19 protein-coding genes and 1 pseudogene are annotated in these 24261 nt (G+C 59.6%); 8 read left to right on the plus strand and 12 right to left on the minus strand.

The window, feature by feature from the left end; translation table 11 throughout:
* Positions 1 to 5 precede the first annotated feature (5 nt).
* Together N5D22_RS02105 and N5D22_RS02110 are read right to left on the minus strand one after the other, a co-directional pair.
* On the minus strand, positions 6 to 434 hold the full coding sequence (locus tag N5D22_RS02105; RefSeq protein ID WP_279656093.1) for a hypothetical protein: 429 nt from the start codon (positions 432 to 434) through the stop codon (positions 6 to 8).
* Between the two features lie 8 nt (positions 435 to 442).
* Positions 443 to 2395 (minus strand): BTAD domain-containing putative transcriptional regulator, encoded by a 1953-nt coding sequence (locus N5D22_RS02110; RefSeq protein ID WP_279656092.1) that lies wholly within the window; start codon positions 2393 to 2395, stop codon positions 443 to 445.
* A 171-nt stretch (positions 2396 to 2566) separates the two neighbouring features.
* Here N5D22_RS02110 and N5D22_RS02115 point away from each other — a divergent pair, with 171 nt between their 5' ends.
* The 3 genes from N5D22_RS02115 to N5D22_RS02125 all read left to right on the plus strand — a co-directional run bounded on the left by N5D22_RS02115 (position 2567) and on the right by N5D22_RS02125 (position 4933).
* On the plus strand, positions 2567 to 3058 hold the full coding sequence (locus N5D22_RS02115; RefSeq protein WP_279656091.1) for a hypothetical protein: 492 nt from the start codon (positions 2567 to 2569) through the stop codon (positions 3056 to 3058).
* Positions 3018 to 3554: a hypothetical protein gene (locus N5D22_RS02120; RefSeq protein ID WP_279659031.1), complete on the plus strand. Its 537-nt coding sequence runs from the start codon at positions 3018 to 3020 to the stop codon at positions 3552 to 3554. The genes N5D22_RS02115 and N5D22_RS02120 overlap by 41 nt, the downstream gene beginning before the upstream one ends.
* Before the next feature lie 464 nt (positions 3555 to 4018).
* Entirely contained in the window at positions 4019 to 4933 is a 915-nt protein-coding gene (locus N5D22_RS02125; RefSeq protein ID WP_279656089.1) for a TIM barrel protein, read from the plus strand.
* 78 nt (positions 4934 to 5011) lie between these two features.
* Here N5D22_RS02125 and N5D22_RS02130 read toward each other — a convergent pair.
* Positions 5012 to 6409, minus strand: a pseudogene (locus N5D22_RS02130) (family 16 glycosylhydrolase).
* A 288-nt stretch (positions 6410 to 6697) separates the two neighbouring features.
* On the opposite strand from N5D22_RS02130, the gene greA reads away from it, so the two are divergent.
* Complete coding sequence (gene greA / locus N5D22_RS02135) at positions 6698 to 7180, plus strand: transcription elongation factor GreA (protein WP_279656088.1); 483 nt, start codon at positions 6698 to 6700, stop codon at positions 7178 to 7180.
* A gap of 59 nt (positions 7181 to 7239) precedes the next feature.
* On the opposite strand, the gene N5D22_RS02140 is transcribed toward greA, so the two are convergent.
* Complete coding sequence (locus tag N5D22_RS02140) at positions 7240 to 8673, minus strand: O-antigen ligase family protein (RefSeq protein WP_279656087.1); 1434 nt, start codon at positions 8671 to 8673, stop codon at positions 7240 to 7242.
* Between N5D22_RS02140 and N5D22_RS02145 the strand changes: the two genes are divergently transcribed.
* On the plus strand, positions 8615 to 8812 hold the full coding sequence (locus N5D22_RS02145; RefSeq protein WP_279656120.1) for a hypothetical protein: 198 nt from the start codon (positions 8615 to 8617) through the stop codon (positions 8810 to 8812). The genes N5D22_RS02140 and N5D22_RS02145 overlap by 59 nt on opposite strands.
* On the opposite strand, the gene N5D22_RS02150 is transcribed toward N5D22_RS02145, so the two are convergent.
* Positions 8809 to 10143: an SGNH/GDSL hydrolase family protein gene (locus N5D22_RS02150; protein ID WP_279656086.1), complete on the minus strand. Its 1335-nt coding sequence runs from the start codon at positions 10141 to 10143 to the stop codon at positions 8809 to 8811. The two genes, N5D22_RS02145 and N5D22_RS02150, sit on opposite strands and share 4 nt — an antisense overlap.
* A 411-nt stretch (positions 10144 to 10554) precedes the next feature.
* Between N5D22_RS02150 and N5D22_RS02155 the strand changes: the two genes are divergently transcribed.
* Both N5D22_RS02155 and N5D22_RS02160 read left to right on the plus strand, forming a co-directional pair.
* A complete protein-coding gene (locus N5D22_RS02155) occupies positions 10555 to 11703 on the plus strand; it encodes a glycosyltransferase family 4 protein (RefSeq protein WP_279656085.1) in 1149 nt (382 codons plus the stop codon).
* A 55-nt stretch (positions 11704 to 11758) separates the two neighbouring features.
* Positions 11759 to 12862, plus strand: coding sequence for a glycosyltransferase family 1 protein (locus N5D22_RS02160; RefSeq protein ID WP_279656084.1), 1104 nt, complete (start codon positions 11759 to 11761; stop codon positions 12860 to 12862).
* A gap of 30 nt (positions 12863 to 12892) precedes the next feature.
* Here the strand turns inward: N5D22_RS02160 and N5D22_RS02165 are convergent, their stop codons facing one another.
* The 7 genes from N5D22_RS02165 to N5D22_RS02195 all read right to left on the minus strand — a co-directional run bounded on the left by N5D22_RS02165 (position 12893) and on the right by N5D22_RS02195 (position 22513).
* Positions 12893 to 14125, minus strand: coding sequence for a glycosyltransferase family 4 protein (locus N5D22_RS02165; protein WP_279656083.1), 1233 nt, complete (start codon positions 14123 to 14125; stop codon positions 12893 to 12895).
* A 75-nt stretch (positions 14126 to 14200) separates the two neighbouring features.
* Positions 14201 to 15772, minus strand: a complete 1572-nt coding sequence (locus tag N5D22_RS02170; RefSeq protein ID WP_279656082.1) for an O-antigen ligase family protein — start codon at positions 15770 to 15772, stop codon at positions 14201 to 14203.
* A gap of 80 nt (positions 15773 to 15852) precedes the next feature.
* The gene (locus N5D22_RS02175) at positions 15853 to 16524 is read right to left on the minus strand and encodes a hypothetical protein (protein WP_279656081.1); all 672 of its coding nucleotides are present in this window, start codon (positions 16522 to 16524) and stop codon (positions 15853 to 15855) included.
* Positions 16511 to 18769, minus strand: coding sequence for a polysaccharide biosynthesis tyrosine autokinase (locus tag N5D22_RS02180; RefSeq protein ID WP_279656119.1), 2259 nt, complete (start codon positions 18767 to 18769; stop codon positions 16511 to 16513). Before N5D22_RS02180 ends, N5D22_RS02175 begins: the two co-directional genes overlap by 14 nt.
* Positions 18770 to 18899: 130 nt before the next feature.
* The gene (locus N5D22_RS02185; RefSeq protein ID WP_279656080.1) at positions 18900 to 19751 is read right to left on the minus strand and encodes a hypothetical protein; all 852 of its coding nucleotides are present in this window, start codon (positions 19749 to 19751) and stop codon (positions 18900 to 18902) included.
* 179 nt (positions 19752 to 19930) lie between these two features.
* Entirely contained in the window at positions 19931 to 21043 is a 1113-nt protein-coding gene (locus N5D22_RS02190; protein WP_279656079.1) for an acyltransferase, read from the minus strand.
* A 141-nt stretch (positions 21044 to 21184) separates the two neighbouring features.
* Positions 21185 to 22513, minus strand: a complete 1329-nt coding sequence (locus N5D22_RS02195; protein WP_279656078.1) for a hypothetical protein — start codon at positions 22511 to 22513, stop codon at positions 21185 to 21187.
* A gap of 491 nt (positions 22514 to 23004) precedes the next feature.
* On the opposite strand from N5D22_RS02195, the gene N5D22_RS02200 reads away from it, so the two are divergent.
* On the plus strand, positions 23005 to 24240 hold the full coding sequence (locus N5D22_RS02200) for a glycosyltransferase family 4 protein (RefSeq protein ID WP_279656077.1): 1236 nt from the start codon (positions 23005 to 23007) through the stop codon (positions 24238 to 24240).
* Positions 24241 to 24261 lie beyond the last annotated feature (21 nt).

Raw genomic sequence — 24261 nt, forward strand, 5'->3', positions numbered from 1 at the left:
CGCGATCAGGGTGCCGTGTTGCTGTCGTCGGCGAGGATGGCGTCGAACAGCTCGCCGGTGACGGAGCCGGCCGGACCGACGGCCTTCAGGGCCGCTTCGATCGGCGCCTGCACCATGCGGTTGAAATCCCAGCCGGCGTCGCTCACTTCGCCGATAAAGGCGAAATCGGCTTCAGACACCACCGCGCCGCCGGAGACGAGGGCTTCGATGCCCTGAATCTGAACCTGATCCAGTTCAGCCTCAGGCTGGCCGTTCTGACGAACGAGCATGGATTTTGCGGCGGCGGCGACGCGGGCATAACCATCCACGCCGGGATGGCTGGCTTCATAGGCGGCAATCGTTTCATGCGACACGGAGGCAACCCGAAGCGGCGCCGTGCGAATGAACAGAACGCCAAAACCCTTTTTTCCGACAATAAAGAAATGTGAGGACATAATATCTCCTATTTGATCCCAGCTAATCGAAGCGCGTGATAGAATTTTTCATTCGCTATCGGGTCGCGGTCTGGAGACAGGCTGCTGATCTCCCTCGCCGTCATACCCGGATAGTTTTCCTGAAGCCTGCTGCCGGTTTCCCGGGCGGCGGCCAAATCTCCATAAAGCGCGTGGCTTGCGGTGAGGACACGCAGCGCAGGCTCGTCATTTTCCATTCGCCCGCATAATTCCACCGCCGTACCGTAGTCCGCCCGCTTGAACGCGATGCTGGCGCCGGCCCACCAATAGATGTCCGGTGCCAGCGGGTTGAGGTCGATGGCCTGCTGAAACTTCTCCCAGGCGATTTCCGCATCGCCAAAATGGGCGAGCGCATCGGCATGCTGGAGCAGCAGATCGGCGGAGTTGGGCGCCAGCGCTTCCGCCTCGAAGAATTTTTCGGCGGATATGTCGAAATCCCGCTGGTAGAGCGCCACCACGGCGCACATCCAGTGGCCGACGCCGAGAGCCGGATCGATCTCCACGGAGGCATCGGCCTCCGCCTTGGCGCGGTGGAGCAGGTGGGGGTCGTTGCCTCCGAGCATCAGCCATTCCAGCTGCAGGCTCTGCGCCACCCGGGCGCGGGCGACCGCCAGGCTGTGGTCCAGGTCGACCGCCCTGCGGAACATCGAGCGGGCTCTGCGAAGCAGCGGCAGGTCGCATTTGCCGCGCAGAAGCTGCTGGCCCTCCAGCAATTGCCGGTAGGCTTCGCCGCTATGGTTGCGGTCGGGCTCCACCTGAAGCCGCTCGATTTCGCGGGCAAGCGCCGCCGCCACCTGTTTGGAGAGCAGGCGGAAGGCGGCGTGGATATGCCTCTCGGTCAGGACCGCTTCCAGTGACCAGACGATTTCACCGCTCGCATCCTCGATCAGCGCGACAGACATGCGGGCGTCGTCGAATACCGTCGAAATGATGCGGTAATCCGCCCGCAGCATGGCGTAGCTGTCGTCGGCCCGGTCATGCGCCAGCGCAAAGGTGCTGTGCGGCGAAAGCACCGTGAAGGTGCGGTATCGAACGAGGCTGTTGGCGACATCCTCGACGAAGGCCTGCATGACCGGTGAGACCGACTGGCCGTCGACCCTGACGGGGCGGAGGAATGCGACGCGCGGTTTTACCAGGGTTTTTCGGCGGCTGCCTTCTTCCGGCTCCGCCGGTCCGGTGATTGTCGCGGCCAGGCTCTGTATTCTTCGCCGCAGGGCCACGGTTTCCGCTTCCGGCGAGCGGGCCTCCTGGCGAAGCTCCTCCATCAGAAGCTGGTACATGCCCTCGCAGGCGCTGATATTTCCTATCCGCGCATAGGCAGCCATGGCGGCACGGTAGGTTTCCTCGCGTTCCGGTTCGATCTTGCAGGCGCATTCGGCCAGCCTGGCAATGTCGTTGGAGCTTGCCCGGCCGAACCGTGTCAACTCCTCCAGGAGCTGCGTGTAGCTCGAAAAGAACAGGTCCTTGAGACGACGGCGCTCTGAAAGCAGCCAGAGGTAGAGATGATCCTGCCCGGCCTCCAGCCCCTCCAGCAGATCGCCGCCGAATTCGAGCAGCGCAGCAAGCCGCCGTATCGGGTCCTCGGCTCTTGCGCCGGCCAGGAAAATCGCAAGGTCGGTTCGCTGCGCCAGCTTCCCGGCCTTCAGGTCGTTGCCATCGGTAACGAGAATGGCGTCGTCTTCATTGGGCAGCTTCTGGAGGCGCAGGATCAGCTGCCGCAGATTGCCAAGAGCCCTTTTCTGCTCGACATTTTCCCATAGCAGCGATGCCGCGTGCTGGCGGGAAAGGGACTGGTTCGGCGCAAGAATGAGGGCGGCGGTGAGGGCGAAACCCTTGGACGGAAAAAACGCCTCCCGCACCGCATCACAGCGCGGGGTGCCAAAAAGCCGGATCGGTATCAGTTCAGCGTTCCCAGCCACTTTCGTCCCCTCATGAATCATCATCTAACAACGTGCCCGGGAAATTGAAAGTCATCATAACGTCCCATTTGACGCTGGTGTGACGCGACCTGCCTATTGTCACAGACAGAAGCATGAATGACGGGCGAAAACAGCGGACATGCGACGGGCAGGCATCGGGAATTTTCGACAGTGATAGCGTTTAACGGAAGCTATATGGCGTTCGAGCCGCGTATCGAACCTTATCAGCGTGCCGACGATGTCGGATATGCGGTCAGTGAATTCATGTGGTTCAAGGGCCGTCCGTTCTATCCGGTCTCGGCGCTTGTCCATGCGAAGGTCGCGCATGCCAGGCTGTCGGCCGAAAAAGGCGATGACGGGGACGAGGACAATCTCGATATTCTCTTTCGCATGCCGTTGGTGGCGGGCGGGCATTTTTTCGAGATCGTGCTGCGTTCGAATGAAGGGACGTCCTACGGCGGCTGGGTGTGGGGAGAAGAGCTGGAAATCCTGAATGAGTTCGTCAACGGCTATCGCGTTCTGGCGGGAAAGTGTGACGACAGGCTGATCCGGTTCGAATATTCCAGGCGGTTTCAGCGCTACCGGACGATCGAGCCGCTGCCGGTGGAGAAGTCCGTGTTCCTGATCCAGCGCGAGGCAAAGCCTTATGCCGGCGGGCGTGGTCTGCCGGGAGGCCTGGCTCCCTGATCGCGGGCGCGCCTTTTGTGCCAGGGGCGCAAGGTGTGGGGAAATTGGGTCGATCAGCGCGGTGTGGATCCGCACCTATCGCAGCATACCGGGTAAAGCGCGGCTTTACCGGAGGTTACCGGATATTTTTATTTTTATTGTGTGGAACATTATGATGCCCAATAGAGGTAATGTGCGTAACAGGGGGGTGTCGCCGCAGCTTGTGGTGGTGGACTGCGCTTCCGGCGACAAGGTGCTTTCCGATGCGGAGCGCGTTGATGACGCGCCGCGTCCGCCTCCGCGCGGCGACAGGCTTTTCATTGTCAGCGAGCCACCTCCCCAGAGGCTGCCACCATCTCCCGTCCGGGATGATGGGACCGGAGGGGAAGCCCCGGGCAGGACCGATATCCGCAACCGGATTGTCGATGCTGACATCCGGGTCGCAAAATGGGCATGGGCGATATTGGCGATCGCGCATTGCTGGCTGATCTATTTCATGGTGTATAATCTCGGTTAACACCTCTCCCACAAAACATCTGCCTTCGGACCGCCGGCACCGGGCGGAACCATCGCCGCCAGGTCACAGGCGTCCGATACTCAAAAGTTTACAGAATTCGTGGCCACCACACGGCGCCGTTGAGTGATCCGGACGCCCGCCTCGACCAATCCGAAAGCCCTTCGCGCACCCGTTCCTAAGCCGCGGCGCGTGTATCCGCGAAAGCGCTGCTTGTCGCGTTTCACCGGCGGAAATGTCATAAAGCTGTAAATGAAGAAACTTAATTGAAGGGTCGGTTTCAACGCAAACGGATCACCATGTTTCCGTCGGTTTCATCGACAGAGTGGTGACCGTGGACTTTCTGACATCGTGTCGGTCGGCATAGGCTAATGTCAACATCGACCGACCGGAGCTGTTTCATGTGGCACGACGCGCTGCGCGGCCGCCGGAACTCGCACGACCTTTTTAGCCCTGGAGATGACGACGTGAGCAATCTTATTGGTACCGGCTTCAACGCCGGCTCGGACGACGGCGAGCTGGCAACACTCGAAAGCGATCTGCGCGCGCTTGCCGATATCGGCTGCGACACCGTCGAAATCGCTGCAACGAGCCTCGACCTGATCGCAGGCGGCCGCATCATCGAGGAGCGCGCCGGGCGTTTCGTAGCGCTCGCGAAGCAGTTCGATTTCCGTTACACCGTGCATGGCCTGGTTTCTTCCAATTTCATGGATCCGGTGACATGCCGTTACCAGATCGACGCTGCCAAGGCGCTTGCGGTTCTCTGCGATCGTATCGGTGCGGGCATTCTCGTCCAGCATAGCGGTGCGCTGCGTGCCGACCAGATCGCCGAGCGGGCCGAGGCCGACAGCCGCGAGCGGGAAGCGCTTTTTGAACTGGCGGAATTCTGCAGGCCCTATGGCGTGCGTATCGCCCTCGAGAATATCTTTTCTACCGAACCCGGCCAGTATCGCCAGACGCCGGCCGAAGTGGCTGCGACCGTGAAGGCTGTCGGTCACGACAATGTCGTGGCGCTGATCGACTTCAGCCATGCCTATCTCGAATCCACCTATCGTGGTCTCGATTTCCGCAATGAGCTTCGCGCCATGGCGCCGGTTGCCGGCCATCTGCATGTGCACGATTCCTTCGGTCGTCCGCAGGGCTTTTATCAGCCCTATTTTGCGCAGGAAAACACGGCGCTCGGCATCGGTGACCTGCATATGCCGCTCGGCTGGGGCGATATCGACTGGCAGGACATCTTCTCGGAGCTGACCTTCCTGCCGGATACCGTGCTGATGATGGAAATCGGTCGCCGTTACCGCGCCGAGCAGCCGGCGAGCCTCGAAACGGCGCGGCAGCTGATGTCGCTGAATGCCGCACGCGGCCAACTCGCGGCCGAGTGATGGGCCGGAAACGGCATAATCCGACAGGCTGATGCCTGAACGCCGGCGGTCATGATGTGACTGCTGGCGTTTTTCAGTTCATGCTGCCCAGTCGGAGAGCGAATAGGCCCTGATATAATCGATCATCATCTGCGAGCCGTCGCTGAAATCCGCGCCTGATGGCGTTCCCGCCATTCCGCCGACGGCAAGGTTGACGACCATATACATGGGGTCGTGCATGTCATCAGGCGTATCCGTCTGCGCCACGGCGACATCATCGAAATACCAGGTGATGTGTTCGGCATCCCACAACACGCCGTAGGTGTGAAACCCTTCCGTGCTCGGCACGCCGACATTATTGATGATCGAGGCCTGCTCGCCGTTGGCGTTGGAATGGGCGGACATGATGAGCGTATTGGGATTTTGACCGCGCATTTCGATGACATCGAGTTCCGGCGGCCAGGATCCATTCTCTGGCAGAAGCCAGAAGGCCGGCTATGCACCCCGGTCTGTCGGCATATCCGCGCGGATTTCGAAATAACCATAGGTCTGGCTGAAGGTGGAATAGGTATTCAGCATGCCGGATGTGTAATCGTAACCTTCGACCTCATCGGCAATCGACTGCGGGGTCTCCTCGGCGGTGATGGTCAGGACGCCGTTTTCGACGCTGAACGGATTGACCTCCGATGTGCCGGCGTAGGCAGGGTTGATATACCATTGCGCCTCGCCATTCGTCGTCAGCGAGCTTCCTTTTTCAGGCGCCCACCAATATTTGGCGTCCCAGGTGCCCTGATCGCCGCTGCGCAACGAGAGCGTATCGAATTCATCGGCAAAGGTCTGGACAAAGGACGAGCGGTCGAGGCTGAGTTCGAACTGGTCGGCCTGAAGGTCGTCTATGGTCGTTCCGGCGAGAACGACGGCTTCGCCATTGGAGAGATTGAGCCACAGGTCGTTGCCCTGCTGCGTGGCATTGCCGACAAGCTGATCGAAAGACGTGATGCCGTAACCATTGAGCCGGATCGTATCATTGGCGCTGAAGTCCGTGATAAGATCGGTACCGTTGCCGCTCGTGAAGACGAAGGTATCGGCTCCGCCGCCGCCGATCAGCACGTCGTTGCCAGCCCCGCCATCGATCGTCTGACTGCCCGATCCGCCGGTGATGATATTATCGAGCGAATTGCCGAAGGCATAACGCCCGTCACCCGTTACCCGCAGGTTTTCGAAATTCTCGGGCAGGGTATAGCTCATCCAGGTATCGATGGTGTCGATACCTTCCCCGGCATTTTCGGCGGCGCGGTTGATGCCGGAATAGAGATAATAGATATCGTCGCCCGTACCGCCCGCCATGGTCACGTTGACGGAACTGTCACCCCACATGGAATCATTGCCGGCGGTGCCGGTGAGCAGCGGGCCGGAACCCGTGGCGGAGAAAAATCCGGTGGAACTGCCGCTGTAATAGAGTGTGTCTCCAAGCGCATTCACTATTGTCCGGGCCATGAACCGTCTCCTGTCCGTTCGCGTTGGTGTCCTCACTCCTCCTGCCGCACACCCTAACAGGGTAAAATGCCCGCTGTTAGGCCGAAATATGAGGGGTATGTTCCGTTGAGGTTGCATTGGCGTGTTGAACGGCCACGTTGTCATCAGCCGCTTCAGCCTGTTACATGTCTATTTTTTGAACCGGCGGCTGTTTCCAGGGTTAGCTCTCTCAGGGCTCCTGCGGTCGATGACGGAATTGGATCGGATTGCAGATGTCCGGGCGGCATCTTGGGAATGGGAGTGTCAGGGTTGAGCGTAGCCTTTACCAAGGAAGACAGTGCCGAAACGGCAGCCGAAACCGTTTTGCCGGATCGTGTGATTTCGCCTCACCCCAATCTGGTGACGCGGGCCGGGCTGAAAGCGCTGGAAGAGCAGTTGCGGCTGGCGCGCGAAGCCTGTGAGGCGGCCAATGCCGTTGAAGACATCAATGAAAGACGGCGCGTTTCCGCCAGCCCGTTGCGGGATATGCGATATTTCGCGGAGCGGGTCCGCACGGCCCAGCTGATGCCTGATCCGCCAGCGGATGGTATCGTCGCCTTTGGCAGCCTGGTGACATTCAGCCGCGATGATGGGCGAACGCAACGGTTCCGGATCGTCGGCGAAGACGAGGCCGACCCCACTGCCGGAACGATGTCTTACGTGTCTCCGGTTGCAAGGTTGCTGGTGGGAAAAATGGCTGGCGATCTGGTCAGCCTGGGCGGCAGGGAGATTGAAATCATCAAGGTTACCTGACGCCTCTCGCCGCGCATTTTATAGTCGGCGGTCAAGAGGGACTCGACGATCAAAGCTTCTTATGACTGTCTGCCATCGGAGAACAGCGGGCTCGGACCGTGCGTGGCACCAATGACGCTTCCGTGCTCCCGGTTGCGGGTGGTATCTGCCGTTCCCAGTATCCGCATCATCGTATTTTTCAGGAATAGCCTGAAATCCAGATCTATGGCGGCATAAGCGAGGGCAAGACCCACATGAGCCATGAAGACGGGATTGAAATTCAGCTCTTCAAATTGATAACCGATAATGATCCCGATGGCCGAATAGGCGAAAAAGCCGATTTTGCGTTTCCGGAAAATTGCATAAAAAAGCGCGAAGGCGCTCATAATGCAAAATCCCAGTCCGGAAGCGTAAGAGGTCGCCATAAAGCCGTTATGTGGCGTACCGATTTTCGATATCCGCGCAAGCTCTTCATATCGCGCCGTAAAGCCTATGCCCAGGGGATGCTGGAGCATGACCTGAAAACCGCCGGTGATCGTCTCCCACCGCTCCTGCAGGTTGTTGCTGCTGTTGCTGTCCTCCAGAAAACGTTTTGAAAGCGCCTGTTCCGCAAAGTCGAAAGCGCCGAGCGGCAAAACGGCGGCGATGACGAGGGCGCACAAGGCAAAACCGATATAGGTGCTGAGCAGCATTTTGATCGAAAAATTCCGGACGTAGAAATAAAGGCCGATGGCGAGGACGGCAAACACGCCCGAGCGGTTGAGCGTGAGTGTGAAGCTTGCAAGGTATATGAGCAGGAACACGGCAAACAGTGCCGGACGCTTCTGGCGTTCGGCCAGATAAGCGGCTGCCGCTCCGGCGAGCGCGAAGACCGGTCCGGCCGTGTTTCCTACGGGCCAGATACCACCTGCCTTTTCGACGCGCAAAAGCAGCGGGGTAATTTCACCCTTTGCCGCAAGCTCCAGGACGCCCGCCTCATCGAACATGAAGGATAATCCGAGGGAGGCAAGCTGGTCATGGATGACGACATCAAGGAAAAGCAGGATCGTCACCGCAATGAAGCCGGCAAATATCCCCCAGCAGAACAGTTCGAGGCGGTTCTCCTTGAACAGCATATAGGTAAAGAACAGAAAATAGACCGCATAAAAATAGGTCATCGCCGTCGTATAAAATTCGCCCTCGCCACGCGCGTCGGCAAACAGGGTCGTGAATGCAAAGAAGACCGTCAACGGCAGGAGATAAAACAGGAGGATCGAAGGCGTCAGGCAGCGAATGTAAAGCAGGGCAATGACGGGCAGCGTCATCAGTACCAGCATGTCGGTAATATTGAGGAAGCGCAGCCCAAGATTGCTGGTCAGCACGTTACATTGGATGAAGAAGCCAATCGAAAAGACGAAGACTGCGAGGAAGATGTCGGGAACATTGATTGTTTTCGAAGGATAAAGCGGCATTGCCATGACAAAGGCCGGCAAAGCGGGCTGGTGCGATGCCCCAGGATTTGCTCGTCTTCTCATTGGCGGCCTTTATCTTCGGTTGGCGGATTTCGACGGTCCCCTGGGGAAAGCGTTACCGCGCGGCAATAAATATAATATGGCGACCATTAGTGGGCTTGATGACGTCGCCACGCAAGATAAATTTATCGGTTCTCATTAGATCAGATTGCCTTTCGGCAAATCCCCTTCGACGGCAATGACACGCTGAAGGTAGATTGGCTCATTTGAAATTGGCGCGCTGGTACCGAATGCCGGAAGAATCCGCAGATAGAAATTATAGCCGGTCGGGCTGATATCGGGGTCTATGATGATCCCGTTGGCGATCGCCCACATCCAGCCGCTATTGCTGGAGATGCTGGCGCCGCCGAATTGCAGGGCGGAACAAGCAATCGTCCGAACCGCACCGCCGCTTTTTACAACGAGGGTAATGTAGGGGAGACGCTGCTTCTCGGTGTTTTTGTAAAGCACGGCGAAGGAAACGCTCTTGCCGATCATCGCTGCTGCCTCCGCATTGCGGAAATAGCGCGTGAGCCCGGCTGTCTGGTTGCCATTTGCATAGAGGACGAGGCTGCCGGCGAAGGACGGGGAAAAGGTGACGTCGGTGGTTCTGGCGGCGGAACCGGGTGAAGTCATGCCCCAACCCGTTGGAGTAGAACCGGACCAATCGGTGAAATCGCCATTGCCGATAAGATTGGCGGCAGGAAGCCTGGGCCAGCAAGGGGTCTGAAAACCGCTGTCGGATGCTGAAGCCAGATAGGCATCGAACAGGGTTCGGGCGATGAGCCGGGATCCCGTATCGTTCGGGTGGATATTGTCCCGGTAAAGGGCGGCATCCTTGCCCTTCGCAAGAACCGCGGCGTGTGTATCCACCAGTGTCAGATTCGGATGTGCTCGCGCCAGTTCGAGGATCGCCTGATAGACCTTGTCGTAGCCTGCACCATCACGCCACGGATTCTGCGTGGTGATGAGCTGTGGCGCCCCCGGCCATTGCCATTCGGTCATGCCCAGCGGGCCGAGCAGGGTGGATCGTCCGGAACTGAGAATGCCGCCAGGGGTTTCGAAGGTCTGCATATTGTGGCCCTGATGCATGATGCACAGGTCGGGGCGGGGGATATTCAATGCCGCTGCACGCTGCTCCGCAAGCATATACCCCGCCATGCCGCCGGGCAGCGTCGCGAGATAGATCGTCAGCGTTGCTCCCTTGCCGGTGCGCAATGTCACGGGATCCGCATAGGCCCTTGGCCCGGTGGCGGCGCTCGTTCCCCATTCGGCCCAGCGGTGTAGCACCACTTTCGCATCGTGCAGATCGCCGAGCATCATCGCAAATTGCTGAAAGGGGCCTGCTTCCGCGTGGGCGGTGCTATCGCCGTTGACGAATATCGTGGCATTCTGACCCGACGCCAGACGGCCGCGCAAGGGAGAGAGCGCGGTCGCGGAAAGGCCGATAACGCCTGTGTTCGGGGGGCGGATACCAAGCGTTACGCCGATCATGCCGCCACCTCTTCCGTTCGCGCCATATATATGCATATGTTGTATTCGGGCGGTGCCATCGTTCATTCTCCTTGTCCGGCCCCAGGATAGTTCCGTTGCGGGGCGCGAGGAAAACGCCGTTGGAAAAAACGCCGAGCAGCGCATAAAACGAACGTCATGAATTTTTCTTCGATTTCGTTCGAAATATAAAATCAGAATATTTATCTTGTATTGTCGATATTATTGAATTTTATTGCAAATAAAGGTTTTTATGCTGGTATTTTTATCTAGCAATCGCCGTTTCCGTGCAGAGTCCGATAAAGATATCCCTGTCATTTCCGGGCGGGTCGATTTTTGTCGCGGGCGGGCTGTTCGTTCCCGCGTTCACGGACTGAAGCGCCATCGGAACCTTCCTCGGGCAGGCGGGGCGCGATGACATCTGCTCTTTTTGTCAGCCATACCGGAGAGAAGGGCGGCGCCGAGCTTTTTCTGACGGACCTCGTCAAGGCTGGCCCGCATTCCTGGCGCGCCTGTTTTCTCAGCGGTGGCGCTGCCGCAGATGATCTGGCTGATGCCGGGCGGCCTCCGGTCATGCTGTCCGCCGGGAAAAAAATGTTGTCGATCCGCCGCAATTCGTCGTTCGGCGCCCTGTTGAGCGGAGCGGCCGATGTCATGGCGGTTGCCTGGCAATTGAGCCGGGAAGCAAGACATTACGATGTGATCTGCGCCAATTCGCAAAAGGCGCTTTTTGTCTGTGCGCTGGCGGCGAAGCTCAGCCGTCGCCCACTTGTCTGGATTTTGCACGACATTGTCACCGATCCGGCTTTCAGCGCCGTCAACCGTCGGGCGTCACTGGCATTTGCGCGCCTTTTCGCCCGGCGGGTGGCGGTTAATTCAGAGGAAACGGGCCGGGCTTTCATCGAGGCCGGCGGCGATGCGGATAAGGTGCGCATCGTTTACAACGGCTTCGACCCCGCAAAGGCGCGGCTTCATGACCCCGGTGCGGCCGAGCGGCTGCGCGCGGAGCTGGGCCTCGGCCCGCAGCCGCTTGTCGGTATTTTTGGCCGGCTGAGCGAATGGAAGGGGCAACATGTATTTCTGGATGCGATTGCGATGATGGAGGGCGTGCAGGCAGTCATCGTCGGCGGAGCGCTTTTCGGGCAGGAGGCCTATGAGGCGCGCATCCGCGAACAGGCATTCCGTCTCGGGCTCGATGGCCGCGTCCGCTTCCTGGGTTTCCGTTCGGATGTGCCGGAACTGATGGCGGCGATGGATGCGGTTGCGCATACCTCGATTGTCGCCGAACCCTTCGGCCGGGTGGTGGTGGAGGCGATGATGTGCGGACGACCGGTTGTCGCCACCCGCGGCGGCGGGGTTACGGAAATCATTCGGGACGGCGAAACGGGTCTTCTCGTGCCGCCGGGGGATGCATCGGCGCTCTCCGCGGCGCTTGGCTGTATCCTGTCGCATCCAGCCCTGGCGACAAGGCTGGGGCAGAAGGGGCGGGAGGATGTGACCGAACGTTTCTCGCTGGAGGAGACGTGCCGATCCGTTTCCGCGCTGCTGACAGAGGCGGCGTAAGATTTTCGAGGTGGTGGACCAGCAACAGGTATTGCGGGCGAGCGGAAGGGCCAGGATGCGCATTCTCGTAAATATGCCGAGCCAATATGGCGGCAAGGCCTCGGGTGTGGCCCGCGTGACCTTCAGCCTGCTGGAGCGGCTGCTGGAGCAGACCGCTGACGATTATGTTCTGCGTTCTCCATGGACGAGGGCGCAATTGCCGGCAAGCCTGCGCGACAGCCGGCTGGAACTGATAGAGACGCCGCGGCCGCACATCATGGTTCTTGACGTGGTGCGCCAGGCCGCAACGCTGCCCGCACTCTGCCGCCGGCATGGCATCGATGTGCTGTTTAATGCCGATCCGTTTGGAAGTCCCCTCGGCGGCAAACGGCGTATCAGCCTTGTCCACGATCTCTATTTCAAAACCATTCCCGAACAGATTGGCTGGCGGGCGACACTGACGACCGATTTCATCTTCAGGCTGATGATGGCCGGCTCGAACCAGATTGTCTGTGTATCCGAGGCGACGAAGAAGGATCTGGCGCGTTTTTATCCCGGTGCCGCCGGCAAGAGCCTCACCATTCATTCCGACAGCACCCTGAATATCGATCCCGAGGTTTTCGATACGGTGTCGCCCATTGCCGGTCGCTATATACTGGCGGTCGGAAACGCGACTTCCAACAAGAATTTCGCGCTTCTGGGCCAGGCCTTTGCGACGCTCGGCAAAAAATGGCCGGACCTGCGCATCGTGCATGTCGGCCGCGACGAAGCGGAGGAAATCGCCGGTGCGCTTGATGATCCGGAACTGAAGGCCCGGCTTATCAGGCTTTCCGGCATAGATGACCGGCAACTGGCCGAACTTTACCGTCATGCCGCCTGCCTCTGCGTACCCTCCACCTATGAGGGTTTCTGCCTGCCGGTTCTGGAGGCGCAGCAGCTGGGATGTCCGGTCGTCTGCTCCAACCGTTCCGCAACGCCGGAGATTGCCGGCGACGGCGCCCTGACTTTCGATCCGGCGGATGTGCAAAGCCTTGTCGATGCGCTTGAGCGACTTCTGACGAACTCGGAACTGGCCGACAATCTTCGCCGGGCGGGTTATGAAAACCGCAAATTATATTCATGGCAGAAGGCGGCGGAGAGCTATGCGAAGCTTTTCAGGCAAGGAGTTGAGACGTCATAGGCCCTTCCCGGGGAGAACGCTTGTGCGGGCTCAGGGCAGGGAGGCACCCGTGCCCTGCTCATGCGCCAACGGTTTGCGCATATCCGAATAGAGCTTCTCATAGGCCGCGACAACCGCATCCGGCGCGACGCCTTGGCGAATTCGTTCCCGGGCCTCCGGTATTTCTGCGAGCATCGCGGGATTGCGCATGGCCTCCGTCATGCGTGAGGCAAGTTCGGCGGCGTCGCCCGGCGTGAACAGATGCTCCTGTCTTTCCGGGCCGATCTGCTCGGCAACGCCGGCGAGATTGGCGCCGATGACGGGTACACCACGTAAAATCGCTTCGGCGACGGTGCGCCCAAAGGCCTCCGGCCATAAGGGCGGGACGATGAGGCAGTTTATGCCGGCGAAGAAACGATCGGCTTCCACATAGCCCGGAAACTCGACCGGAAGGCCGGCCGCCTTTTGCCGATAGGCTTCGATACCATCAGGCGCGCGGCCCGCCATGACCAGCCGCCAGCCCTGCTGCGGCAAAAGCCGCAAAGCCTCGATCAGGAGATCGGCTCCCTTGGCCGCCTCGATACGGCCGAGATAACCGAAAACGAGCGGTTCACCGGGGGTGCGGGGCATGCGCGGTTCTGGCAATTCAGGTGGTGAGATGGCATTCCAGATCACCCTGCGGCGGCTTTCCGGTACATGGGTGAAAAAGCCGGCTCGCACGTGGCGTTCGACAATATCGCGACCGACGCCGGCCACCGCATCGACGGCGCATTGGCACCGTCGGTGGAGATAAGAAAAGGTGCGGCATTTTTTGCCGCTGCCATCACAGATGCGCCCGTCATGAAAAAGCGAGCCGTTGGTGCACATGCTGGTAAAATCATGCAGCGAATGTACGAGCGGAATGCCGCGTCTGCGGATCATCGGCCAGATCAGCGGCGTCAGTTCCGACAGCGAATGGGTATTGACCACATCCGGTTGGAAATCATCGATGACGCGCGCTAGCCGACGCACGAGGCGGGGGTCCAGTTGCACGGCAATTTTGTAGTATTTTCGCTTCCATTCCGGTTGCTGGCCCCAGTCGCCGATAAAGAACGGCGTGGTGTGCCCGAGGCGATGAATGGCGAAACCGTCGCGCCGCTCTACGGCCTGTTCTTCGCGGGAGATGGCGGCCACGGCGACCCCATGGCCTTTATCCGCAAGCCCGCGCGCAAGGTCTTCCACGAATATTTCCGCACCGCCGACCCGGTCCGGAGAAAACAGCGAGGTTATCTGCAATATCCGCATGCTCAAATTCCTGCGCCCATGGTTTTAAAATCCCGAAAACTATTCTGCATCCGCGAAATCCATGCCGGGCTCCGGTTATGGCAGGCGAAGTGCGGTTTGTACTGTCTCGCCTGAATGGCCCGGCGCAGGCATTGCAGCTTCGTCTGGAGATCGTTTCCGGCCTTTGCGGCCCTGCCGTTCCATTCCGGGCGGATTGAGGCAAAGCGTGACGACCGGGGCGAGGAAAACGGCATAGGCCATGGCAAAGCCAGGAATTTGCAGCGAAAAATCAAGTGTCGAATGCAGCAGGACAAGCAGCAGCGCGGCAAGGCCGAGATGAGAGGCATAACGATAGTTTCTGCGTTTGCGCGCCCCGCGAATAAAAATCACCAGTTGTACGAGAACGAAAAAAGCCGCGTAGAACGGAAAGGCGGCACCGAGGGTCAGCAGGCCCTCGGCATAGACATTGTGGGCATGGGTGACGACGGCGTCCACCCCGCATCGCGCCAGATGATAGGGGGCATAGATTTCCGCAAAGCTTGCGAGGCCCGATCCCATGGGCCAGTTATCGGCGATGGCGCGCGCAATGCCCGGCATATAGCAGAAACGCATGTCGTCTTCCAGGCGCGCTTCCATACGAAGCGCCACACGGTTGGCGAAAAGCGCGAAGAGGGCGATGGCGACCGCGATGACGAGCGCGGCGCGACGTCTCGCCCCCCGCTGCCTGCGCCGGCTGGAGGCCCCATCGCGGCCGGTTCGGGGAGCGGAGTTGAAAACAGTCAGAAGGATCAGGAAAATCAGCGCCGCGAGGCTTGACCCGATCCCGGCGCGCGACCCCGTCAGCATCAATGCGATGAAGCAAAAGCCCGCAAGCACCCCGAGAAAAGCGGCCTTGCGTATGAGTTGTTTCTGTTCGGCCGGCACGGTAAGGCGGTTCGCCACGAGCGCCCTTACCATCGACCAGTCTGGAGCGAGGAGGCTTTTGTGCAGCAATATGGCGAGTGTTAGAAGGATGAGGCCGAAGAAGGTGGCCGCGGTATTGCGATTGACAAAGAGGCCGGTCAGACTGCCGAGATAGAAACGTTTTTGAATGAAGCCGAGGGCTTCGGGAAAAAGCGCGAATTGCACGATTGAAAACAGCGCGAGCCAGCCGCCGGCAATTGCGAACCATCGCAGTGTTTTTGCCGCGCGTTCGTCGCTGTCGAAAATCACGAGGCCGGTCATGAAGGCGCCGAAGGGCAGGGCGGCGCTCATGAGGCCGAGCAGGTCATCGGCGGGCGTCAGTGATACCGTTGCAATGGGCGCGATCTGCGTAAACATGGCGGCGACGGACCAGGCGGGGTTGGGGCGCGCTATTGCCGGCACGGACGACGCCTGCAGCGTTATCTGCACGATGAGCGCTCCCAATAAAAGGCAGGCAGCCACAAGCACCTTGCCCGCCCCGGCCCTGGGGGGACCCAGCAGAAGGATCGCCGGCACCAGCAGGAGATAGATGGCGGCCGTGACAACGATGCGGCTTTCGATTTCCGTTGCGCCGCGGTTGAGAAGCGCCAGCAGAAAAATAGCCCAGAACGCGACTGTCGCGACCGGCCGAAAATAGTTCCGAAATGCCATCGGCCAAGGTTGCGGGGGGGAGAGCGGTTCTGATCGGGCTTCGGTAAGCGACATTTTTTTGGAGCTTTATCGGAATTGTTCGTTGGGACGATGCCGCGAATGCGGACGGGGGCTTGCCCCTTTCGCGCGTCAGGTCAGGGCTGTGGTGTCGGGCGCTTCATGCCTCCCTGCGGAGGCTTTGGGCAGACATCCGCCAGCGTCCATCGCAGGATTTCCCCTGCCTTGCCGCAGACGACGGCCGTATCCGCATAGCGGGCCGCCTCGGCCCCCGGCAGGGTATTCTTCGGGAATTGCTGCCACATCACGAAACGTCCCCGGATGAGATTGGCATCGGCGGGCCCGTAGAGCTGCGAAAAATTCATCAGCACGGCGATTTCCATGGGCGAGGCGTTGCGCAGCGAACGAACCATGGCAAGGCGCAGCCAGACATCGCCGTTTGCGGGAAAACAGGAGAGCGAGTGGCGAATGAAGGTCTCGGCAAAACCGAGGCGAGCCGCGCCGGAATCGGGTTCGACGCCATTTGCATCGAGATCGGCCAGAACCAGCCTCAACCCGGCCTTGACGATATCCGAACGGCAGATTTTTTCGGCAACGACCGGGCGTAGTTCGGTGACCGCCGCTGCAAGGAGATCGGGCGCGATGCCACTATTGTCGTCGGCGATCCTTGCCATTGCGACAACGTCGGAAAAGCGCCGGCTTTGCGAAAATGCCTGTGCCGCGACGGACAGGACAAAGATGGAAATGACGAGAACCGGTATGACTGCGAGCACCGTTCGCAGGCGCATCATGCCGTCACGCCTGGTCATGGTAATATCGGGTGTAACGCGAGTGATAATATTCGCTCGAACCATAGGCGCGATAGAGCTTCAGCTTTTCGGTATCCACCTTGTTGAGGATGACGCCGAGGCACTTCTTGCGGATATGGACTTCATTCTCCACCGTGTTCCGCACCGCCCGGCGCGCTGTCTTGCCCCATTCGGTGACGAAGATGAAACCGTCGATCCGTCCCGCCATGGCGCGTGCGTCGACCACCGGCCCGAGCGGCGGCAGGTCGACGATGATATAATCGAAAGCACTGCTCGCTTCGGCCAGGAGCTTGTGCATTTGCGCCGAGGTCAGCAGTTCGGAGGAATGAGGGACGCGCTGCTTGACCACCGTGGGCAGGAAAGCGAGGCGTGTCTTTTCGTCACGAAGCAGCACCTCCTGCACGCTGCGGCCTTCCAGCAGGACTTCGAGCAGGCCCTCGCTGGCGTGGCGCGCCATGGCGCGCGTCGCGCCGGGATTACGGATGTCGGCATCCAGCAGCAGCACCCGCGCACCCTGTCCGGCCAGCAGCTGCGCCAGATTGATGGAGATCGTCGATTTTCCTTCGCTCGGCAAAGCCGAAACAACGCCGACAATGCGTGCACCGCTCTTGGCGGGAATGCCGAGATCGATAGCCAGTCTGGTGCTGCGCAGTGTTTCGGCGAAGGAGGAGAGCGGGTGGTCCACCGCGTAACGCGCGACGCTGGATGGGTGGGTGAGGGCGGGGCGCCCGCCTTCCTGCGGCTCCACAACGGCCTTGTTGTTCTGGATGAGCGGGGTATTGCCGAGGAATTCCAGCCCGAGAACATCGCGAACCTGTTCCCCGGTGCGGAAAAACCGGTCGCGGAATTCACGGAACACGGCAATGCCGCCGCCGGCTGCGGCGCCCATGATCATGAACAGGGCCAGGATTATGGTCTTGTTCGGCTTGCTCGGAATTCTGGGCGGCATCGCCTTGGAGATCACGCGCGCTTCCGTCACGGGAAAGGATTGCTGCTGCATCGCTTCCTGATAACGCTGCAGGAAGGTCTGGTACATGTTCTTGTAGGTTTCGGCCTCGCGCTGCAATTCGCGCAGCTGAACCTGCGTCTCACTGGCCGAATTGCTGATGTCGGTCGCCTTGGCGACACTCTCGGCGAGTGATTTTTCCCTTGCTTCGGAGACCTCCAGGTCGCTTTTGTAGCTTTGCGCGATACGGCTGATTTCCTGGAACATCAGCCGCCGGTATTCCTGCATTTCATTGCGCAGACGCACCGCCTGAACGTGGTTGGCGCCGAGCCGGCCGGTGATTTCCGCTTCGATCTTCGAGGCTTCGAGATATTTCTTGCGCAGATCGTTTGCGACTGAGCTGTCGAGAATATCGGTGACGACGGCATCGACATCGTCGGTGGCGAGGATGTGCTCGATGCGCTGCACCCGCGCCCGCGCCCTGGCCGTTTCCGATTGCGCCAAAATCAGCGCGCTGTTGGATTCGGCCAGCTGCTGGTCGGAAAGCAGGCTGTTATTGCCGGTCGAAATCAGATTATTGTCGGCGCGAAACTTCTGCACGGCCAGATCGGTCTCGAGCGCCCGCTGGCGCAGTTCCGCAATACGGTCGGACAGCCAGTCGCTCGCCCGCCTCGTCGCCTCGTATTTGGAATTCAGCTTGTCCACCAGATAGGCCGACGCCACGGCGTTGACGATCTGCGCGGCGAGGACCGGCGATGTCGAATTATAGGTGAGTTCCAGAGCGTAGGTTCGTCCGATGCGCTTGACGCTGAGGTCGTTGAGCAGCCGGTCCGACAGCGATCGCTTCAGGGTTCCATCGTCTACCACCGCCTCTTTTTTCGCCGGCGAGAACCATTGCGATACGTTGACGAGCGAGCGGACGGTGCCAAATATAGAGCTCAGAAGCGATGCGCGCGTTGCCCTGAATTCCTGGTTTTCCGTGAGATTGAGACTGTCGACAACGGCAAGCCCGATGGTTTCCGACTGCAGGACCTCGACCTGGCTGAGAATGGAGGCCTCATCCTCTATGACGCCGCCAATCGTCGAAAGCTGTTCGACGATCTGGCTGTTGTTGCGGTCGATCAGAAGCGTGGCCGTGGCCGAATAGATCGGAATGGCGGTTGCGGCAAAGGCGAGGCCGATCGCCCCGGCGACGGCGATTGCGGCGACCACGATACGCCATTGCCGGCGGATCATCGCGAGCACGGCGTCGATATCGATAAATTCGGTCGTCAATCCGCTTTTATCGTAATCGGCCATCGTCAGGGGATCGTGCCTTTGCAACAACTGTCAGCCTCGCTCTTTTCGGCGGGCGCAGTGCCCGCCAAGTCACGGTTGCATCACAGAACTGGCGGCAGCCTTCCCCTCGGGGAAGGCGATGAAGCCAAACTCAAACGGGACTAGTGCTGATCGGCGTGCTGGTGCTGCCGGTTGAAAGCGATCTGCCGCGGCCAGCCGGTGGGCTTCCGCCGCCCGCCTGTGCAGTGCCGCCCGCGGCGCCTGCGGTTCCCGAACCGCCGATGCTGTTGGCGCTGGCCGGCGAAGAACCGGCGCCGCCGATCGGGGAGGCCGCCGCTGCTGCAGCGGCGGGTGCAGCCGGGCCGGCTGCCGTTCCCTCGATATTCTCGCTGAAGGCGATGAGGAGATCGGAAGGTACGCTGGCGCCTTTTGTCTGCAACTGGATGGCGGCTGCGAGTATCGTGTTGCCATTGCGCATCGCGGTGGCATGGGCAAGCGCCAGGCCTTCGCCGACGACTTCGGAGAAGTCCTTGTTGCCGACCTTCTGGGCGAGGGCGACGATGGTGGGCAATTGGCCGGAGTCACTCAGGATGAGGGCGGAAAGCTGTTCGGAGAACTGCGCCGCGCTGGTGGAGACGGCGATGATCGGAAACCCGCTCGTCACTTTTGCGGTTACGTCGGCCGTTGCCGCATCCGCGCTGGAAGCGATGGTGACAAGATCCCTGATCGTTCCCGGCGTCGGAGCCTGTTTGAACAGTTCCGCGGCGGTGATGGAAACCGTGTCGGGATTGGCGGCATTAACGCGGGTCAGAAATGCGGCGGTGGTTTCATCGGCAGCCTTGACGGGTGCGCCTGTCGCTATGCTTTCTACCGTGGGTGTCTGCTGCGGTGCGGCCAGCGGTGCGGTTTCCACGGTCTGTGCGTTGGCGACAGCGGAAAAGAGACCCATGCCGGCGATAAACATCGCACCAGCGAGCATCGAGCCGTTACGAATGCGGGGCATCCAACTCTCCAAATCTTTTAAATACGACTTTAAATACATCCACGCTGGATACGGTTATCCAACATCTAAAATTTCTTTTTAAATCGCACAGCGCAAGCAAAGGATCAAGCGTTAAAATAAAACCGTGGCGGAAACCCTCAGCTATTGTTAACAGCCCGCCCGCGCCTGTCCTGCCCTGTTCATGATACGGCGACTTTTCGTGGCGACGATATCAACCGGTCGCGTAGCCAGAGATTGGCCGGTGTTTCGACAAGGACGTGGAAGGCGTGAGCTATGGCGACGGTGCAGACGACGATGACGAGATAGACGAGATTGCTCCACTCCGGCGGGAATGTGACGTCGCCGAGCACGGTCTTGAAGCCCCGGAAAATAAACGGATGCAGCAGATAAAGCGCATAGGATGAATCGCCGAGTTTCGCCAGCGGCTGTGCAAAACGGGGCAGAGAGATGTTGCTGGTCAAAGTCGCCGCCGCCATCAGCAGGATCGCGCCGCCGCCGAAAACGAGCAGCCGTGAAAAGGAATAGCATCCGGGATTGCACTGGAATCCGATGCTGCTCAGATCCGTCAGCATCCAGATCGCCAGGCCGCACAGGGCCGTTGCAATTCCGAGCAGCGGCGGCAGGCGCACGCCCCGCAGGAACAGCACTGCGAGGAACATCCCCGCGACGAATTCGAGAATGATCGGCTGGAACCAGAAACTGAAGGGCAGGCCGAGATCGAAGGCGGAGCCGACCATGACGGCGGTAAACAGCACACCGGCCGTCGTCAGAACGGCGCGCTCCAGCGGCAGGAAGATGAACACCGCAAAAACGATATAAAAAAACATTTCGTAGTTCAGCGTCCAGCCGAGATCGATGAGGGGAAACGGATAGGCGTCGCCGTAACCCATGCTGTCATAAGGGATGAAGAAATAGGAGGTCAGGATCGACTGCAGCGGCGGAAAGGCTTTTGCGCCGATAAGGGTCGCTATGGCGGCCATCGCAAGCCTGAGGGTCAGCACAAACCAGTAAAGCGGAACGATGCGGAGAAACCGGCGGAGCAGAAAGGCCGAGCGGCCGCCTGTCGCCGCGAAATAGGGCCGGGACGCATAAACGATGACGAAGCCGGAAATGACGAAAAACAGGTCCACGCCGCCGCCCAGCCGCAAGAGGTGGAGCGGAAAAAGCGAGAACTTCCAGTTCACGTCCGCGTGCAGCGCAACAATCATGATTGCCGCTACCGCGCGCATCACCTGAACGAGATCGAGACGCTGCGCCCCGGCAGCGGGCGCCTTCTTAAAGTTTTTCATCATCGTCAATCTATAAAAAGATATATTTAGTATTATATTGTGCCTGCATCGGCAGGCGAATATTCGCTATTTAAGCAGGCTATCACGCAATAAACCGACGCGATATACAAAATTTGGCGACGGCAATATTTCGCCTTCCGCCCTTCAGAAAACTTCCAGAACCGTGAGCTGGTCACTGACGGAAAGCCGGTATTGTCCGCCTTCCTGTGCGATTGTCTGCTGGCTCACCGAACCGTCGTCGCGCAAGCGATGGGCGACGACCTGGCTATGCGGGCCAGTGACGGAAAAAGCGACCGGGCGCTCGGCCGGCGGGTTTTCGATCCGGGCCGGCCATTGCCAGCCGGAAATGCCAAGCCAGACCGGCACGAGCAGAGCGCCGTCCGGCCTCACCAGATGCAGGGACAGCCTTTCGGAATCGGCAGTGAGAAAATCGATCCGCCGTTCCTCCGGTCCGGTCTGCCGTTCCGCCTTGCAGAGGGAGAGAAGGGCGCGAACGGCCCCGTAAGCGGGGGTGCGGCTTAGATCGTGGCGCAGGAGGCCGAAGGAGGATTCCGGATTTGTCTCATCGGCGGCGAAACTCGAAACCAATTCATAAATATAGGAGCGACGGATGCCGCTGATGAAACACCAGAGCAGCATGCGCGGCATGTAACGCGCCTTGATGCCTTCGGTGACGGGAAAGTGGAAGGTCTTCGTCTGCAGCGAGGTATGATAGCCCATTTCCGTGGCGAGCACCGGCCTGCCGGCGGCTATATGCGCCGAAGCGGCGACGGATTTCGAAAGTGCCCCCGGACCGGTCGTTTCGGGATGTTCCATCCCGGCATAGGGGTGGATATTGCCGAAATCGCAGACATTTGTCAGGTCCAGCGCCAGTGGCCTGTTCGTCAGGACGTAGCTTGGCGCGGCAACGGGCACCGCGCTCAAGCGTGGAATCGAGCTGACGGCGTCGTGCAGCGCCGCCTGATGCTCCGCCGAAATGCGTGGGGCATTTTGGGGATCCTTCGTCAGGTTCGGTTCATTGCTACCCTCGAAAACATCGATGCCGCCGTCACACCAGTCGTAGAAATCCGCAAGCCTGTCGAGCGGCGTGGAGACGTAGGGATTGAGATTGTCGTAACAGATGATAGTGAGGCGAAGGCCAGCCGCCACAAGCCGGCGCAGCCGCTGAAAGACGGGGCTGTCACGCGTGTCTCTCGCGGTGATAAGCCCGTCATCGCGCAGATGCCGTATGCCGAGCGCTTCGAGCTCGGGCACGATCCGGTCGAATTGTTCCGGGTAGACGCCTGTCGGGCGGGTAAAGTGACCGCATACTCCCACACTGTCCAGAAAGGCTTCGGTCCCGGCGGAAGCAACCGCCTGCGCCCGTGCGGGAGCGGCGCGCAAACCGGAGGCGGCGACCAATGCAAGCGGGGCGGCTGAAAGCAGGTTGCGCCGCGTCAGGCTGGCCATGGCGATCGGCTGTTTTCCATTCATCTGCGCCTCCCGGCACGTCCGGAGAAAGTACAAGACGGACGCCACCATCGGGACGCCGCCGTTCAAATGGCGATGAAGCCTGTCAGCATATCGAGATCGGAATGTCCTGGAATTTTGGTATCTACGGTCGCCCTAAAATCCATGTCTCTGAAATGAAATAAATATTATCAACTGGAATATGATCGTCAGATAAAACGGAACCCGTGGCTTCCGTCCGCCTGTCTTTATGTGCGGAAAACGTAACACGAGACCGGTTCTTTTCGCAACACCGCATGGCTTTTGCCGCGCCGCGAAAAAAATCACTTGAAATGCCGTCAATTCCCGTGCTTTTTGAAAAGTAGATTTTGGTAATTCATATTTTCAAACATTAGATCCGCTCCGGCTCTTGTATTTTTGTACATGTCTCACAGGTCTCCGAGCGTTGAGGGAGACAAACGAGCCCCGGGATGGACGCCATAGATTTTCGATGAAGGAAAACAGAGCGTATCCGCATGAGAATTCTCCATCTTAGCAGCCTTTATCCGCCGCATATCGTTGGTGGATGCGAACGCTCGGTCGAACATCTCGCCGAGGAACTCGTTTCCATGGGGCACACGGTCGGCGCTGCCTGCATCGAGCGGCAGGCCGAGCCGAAAACGGAGCGCAACGGCGTTTCCGTCTACCGCATGTTTCATAATAACGATTTCTGGCTCGAGGACTGGCCGCAATATTCGCCGCAGCAGCGACGCATGCAAAAGCTCAAGCAGCAATGGAATTTCGACGTCGAAAAGGAGTTCGAGGCCGTTCTCGACGATTTCAGGCCGGATGTCCTCAACACCCATTCGCTGCTGGATGTGACGACGCTGGTGTGGCGGGCGGCGCACAAGCGCGGCATACCGATCGTCCACACGATCTGCGAATACGATCTTCTGTGCGGCAACGCCGCCATGTTCAAGGGCGGAAAACCCTGCGAGCACATCCATCTCGGCTGTCAGGTGGTGAATTTCACCAAGAAATTCACCCAGCGTTATATCGGCGCGGTCGCAAGCGTCGGCACCGAAATCCTCAAGACACACGTCAATCACGGGCTGTTCCATCATATTCCGGAAAGCCTGCGCCGCGTCATCTTTTATTCCTGCACGGTGCCGGAGGGCGACCCTGTCGCACGCCGGCGGATCGACCGTTCCGGCCGACCGCTGACCTTCGGTTATATCGGCCGCATCAACACCGAAAAGGGTGTCGGCAACATGGTCGATGCCTTCAAGGAAATCGGCCACGGCAACTGGCGCTGTCTGGTCGCCGGCCACGCGATGGATGATTCCATCGAGCGTTTCACGGCCCAGGCCGGCGATCTGCCGATCGAGTTCGTCGGCTGGGCAAAACCGAAGGAGTTTTTCGAGGAAATCGATGTGCTCATCGTTCCCTCCTTCTGGGCCGAGCCTTCGCCACGCACGATCTACGAGGCCTATGCCATGGGCGTGCCGGTCATCGGCGCCGCCTCCGGCGGCATTCCGGAGCTGATCGGCGAGACCAATCACGACTGGCTGTTCGAACCGGGCAATGCCGGAGACCTCGCCGCCCGCATCCGCCGGGTTCTGACGCTCTCGCGCGAAGAGCTGCCGACGGAGGCCGATTTCGGAAATATCGTGGAGGAATCCACGTCGCGCCGGGTCGGCGAGAATTATGTGAGACTGTACGAGGACGTGCTGGCAAAAAGCAGGGAAGGCCGAACCTTACGCGCATCATAGACGGGCAAGGGACGATGTCCG

Origin of the sequence: Agrobacterium sp. GD03872 (assembly GCF_029840625.1) — a bacterium.
Classification (GTDB): Bacteria; Pseudomonadota; Alphaproteobacteria; order Rhizobiales; family Rhizobiaceae; genus Agrobacterium; species Agrobacterium fabrum_A.

Excerpts from the sequence above, each read along its gene's own strand:
- N5D22_RS02105 (WP_279656093.1), bottom strand. The coding sequence starts at position 434 with ATGTCCTCACATTTCTTTATTGTCGGAAAAAAGGGTTTTGGCGTTCTG.
- N5D22_RS02110 (WP_279656092.1), bottom strand. The coding sequence starts at position 2,395 with ATGATGATTCATGAGGGGACGAAAGTGGCTGGGAACGCTGAACTGATA.
- N5D22_RS02115 (WP_279656091.1), top strand. The coding sequence starts at position 2,567 with ATGGCGTTCGAGCCGCGTATCGAACCTTATCAGCGTGCCGACGATGTC.
- N5D22_RS02120 (WP_279659031.1), top strand. The coding sequence starts at position 3,018 with ATGCCGGCGGGCGTGGTCTGCCGGGAGGCCTGGCTCCCTGATCGCGGG.
- N5D22_RS02145 (WP_279656120.1), top strand. The coding sequence starts at position 8,615 with ATGACAAAGGCCGGCAAAGCGGGCTGGTGCGATGCCCCAGGATTTGCT.
- N5D22_RS02140 (WP_279656087.1), bottom strand. The coding sequence starts at position 8,673 with ATGAGAAGACGAGCAAATCCTGGGGCATCGCACCAGCCCGCTTTGCCG.
- N5D22_RS02150 (WP_279656086.1), bottom strand. The coding sequence starts at position 10,143 with ATGATCGGCGTAACGCTTGGTATCCGCCCCCCGAACACAGGCGTTATC.
- N5D22_RS02155 (WP_279656085.1), top strand. The coding sequence starts at position 10,555 with ATGACATCTGCTCTTTTTGTCAGCCATACCGGAGAGAAGGGCGGCGCC.
- N5D22_RS02160 (WP_279656084.1), top strand. The coding sequence starts at position 11,759 with ATGCGCATTCTCGTAAATATGCCGAGCCAATATGGCGGCAAGGCCTCG.
- N5D22_RS02165 (WP_279656083.1), bottom strand. The coding sequence starts at position 14,125 with ATGCGGATATTGCAGATAACCTCGCTGTTTTCTCCGGACCGGGTCGGC.
- N5D22_RS02170 (WP_279656082.1), bottom strand. The coding sequence starts at position 15,772 with ATGTCGCTTACCGAAGCCCGATCAGAACCGCTCTCCCCCCCGCAACCT.
- N5D22_RS02175 (WP_279656081.1), bottom strand. The coding sequence starts at position 16,524 with ATGACCAGGCGTGACGGCATGATGCGCCTGCGAACGGTGCTCGCAGTC.
- N5D22_RS02180 (WP_279656119.1), bottom strand. The coding sequence starts at position 18,769 with ATGGCCGATTACGATAAAAGCGGATTGACGACCGAATTTATCGATATC.
- N5D22_RS02185 (WP_279656080.1), bottom strand. The coding sequence starts at position 19,751 with ATGCCCCGCATTCGTAACGGCTCGATGCTCGCTGGTGCGATGTTTATC.
- N5D22_RS02190 (WP_279656079.1), bottom strand. The coding sequence starts at position 21,043 with ATGATGAAAAACTTTAAGAAGGCGCCCGCTGCCGGGGCGCAGCGTCTC.
- N5D22_RS02195 (WP_279656078.1), bottom strand. The coding sequence starts at position 22,513 with ATGAATGGAAAACAGCCGATCGCCATGGCCAGCCTGACGCGGCGCAAC.
- N5D22_RS02200 (WP_279656077.1), top strand. The coding sequence starts at position 23,005 with ATGAGAATTCTCCATCTTAGCAGCCTTTATCCGCCGCATATCGTTGGT.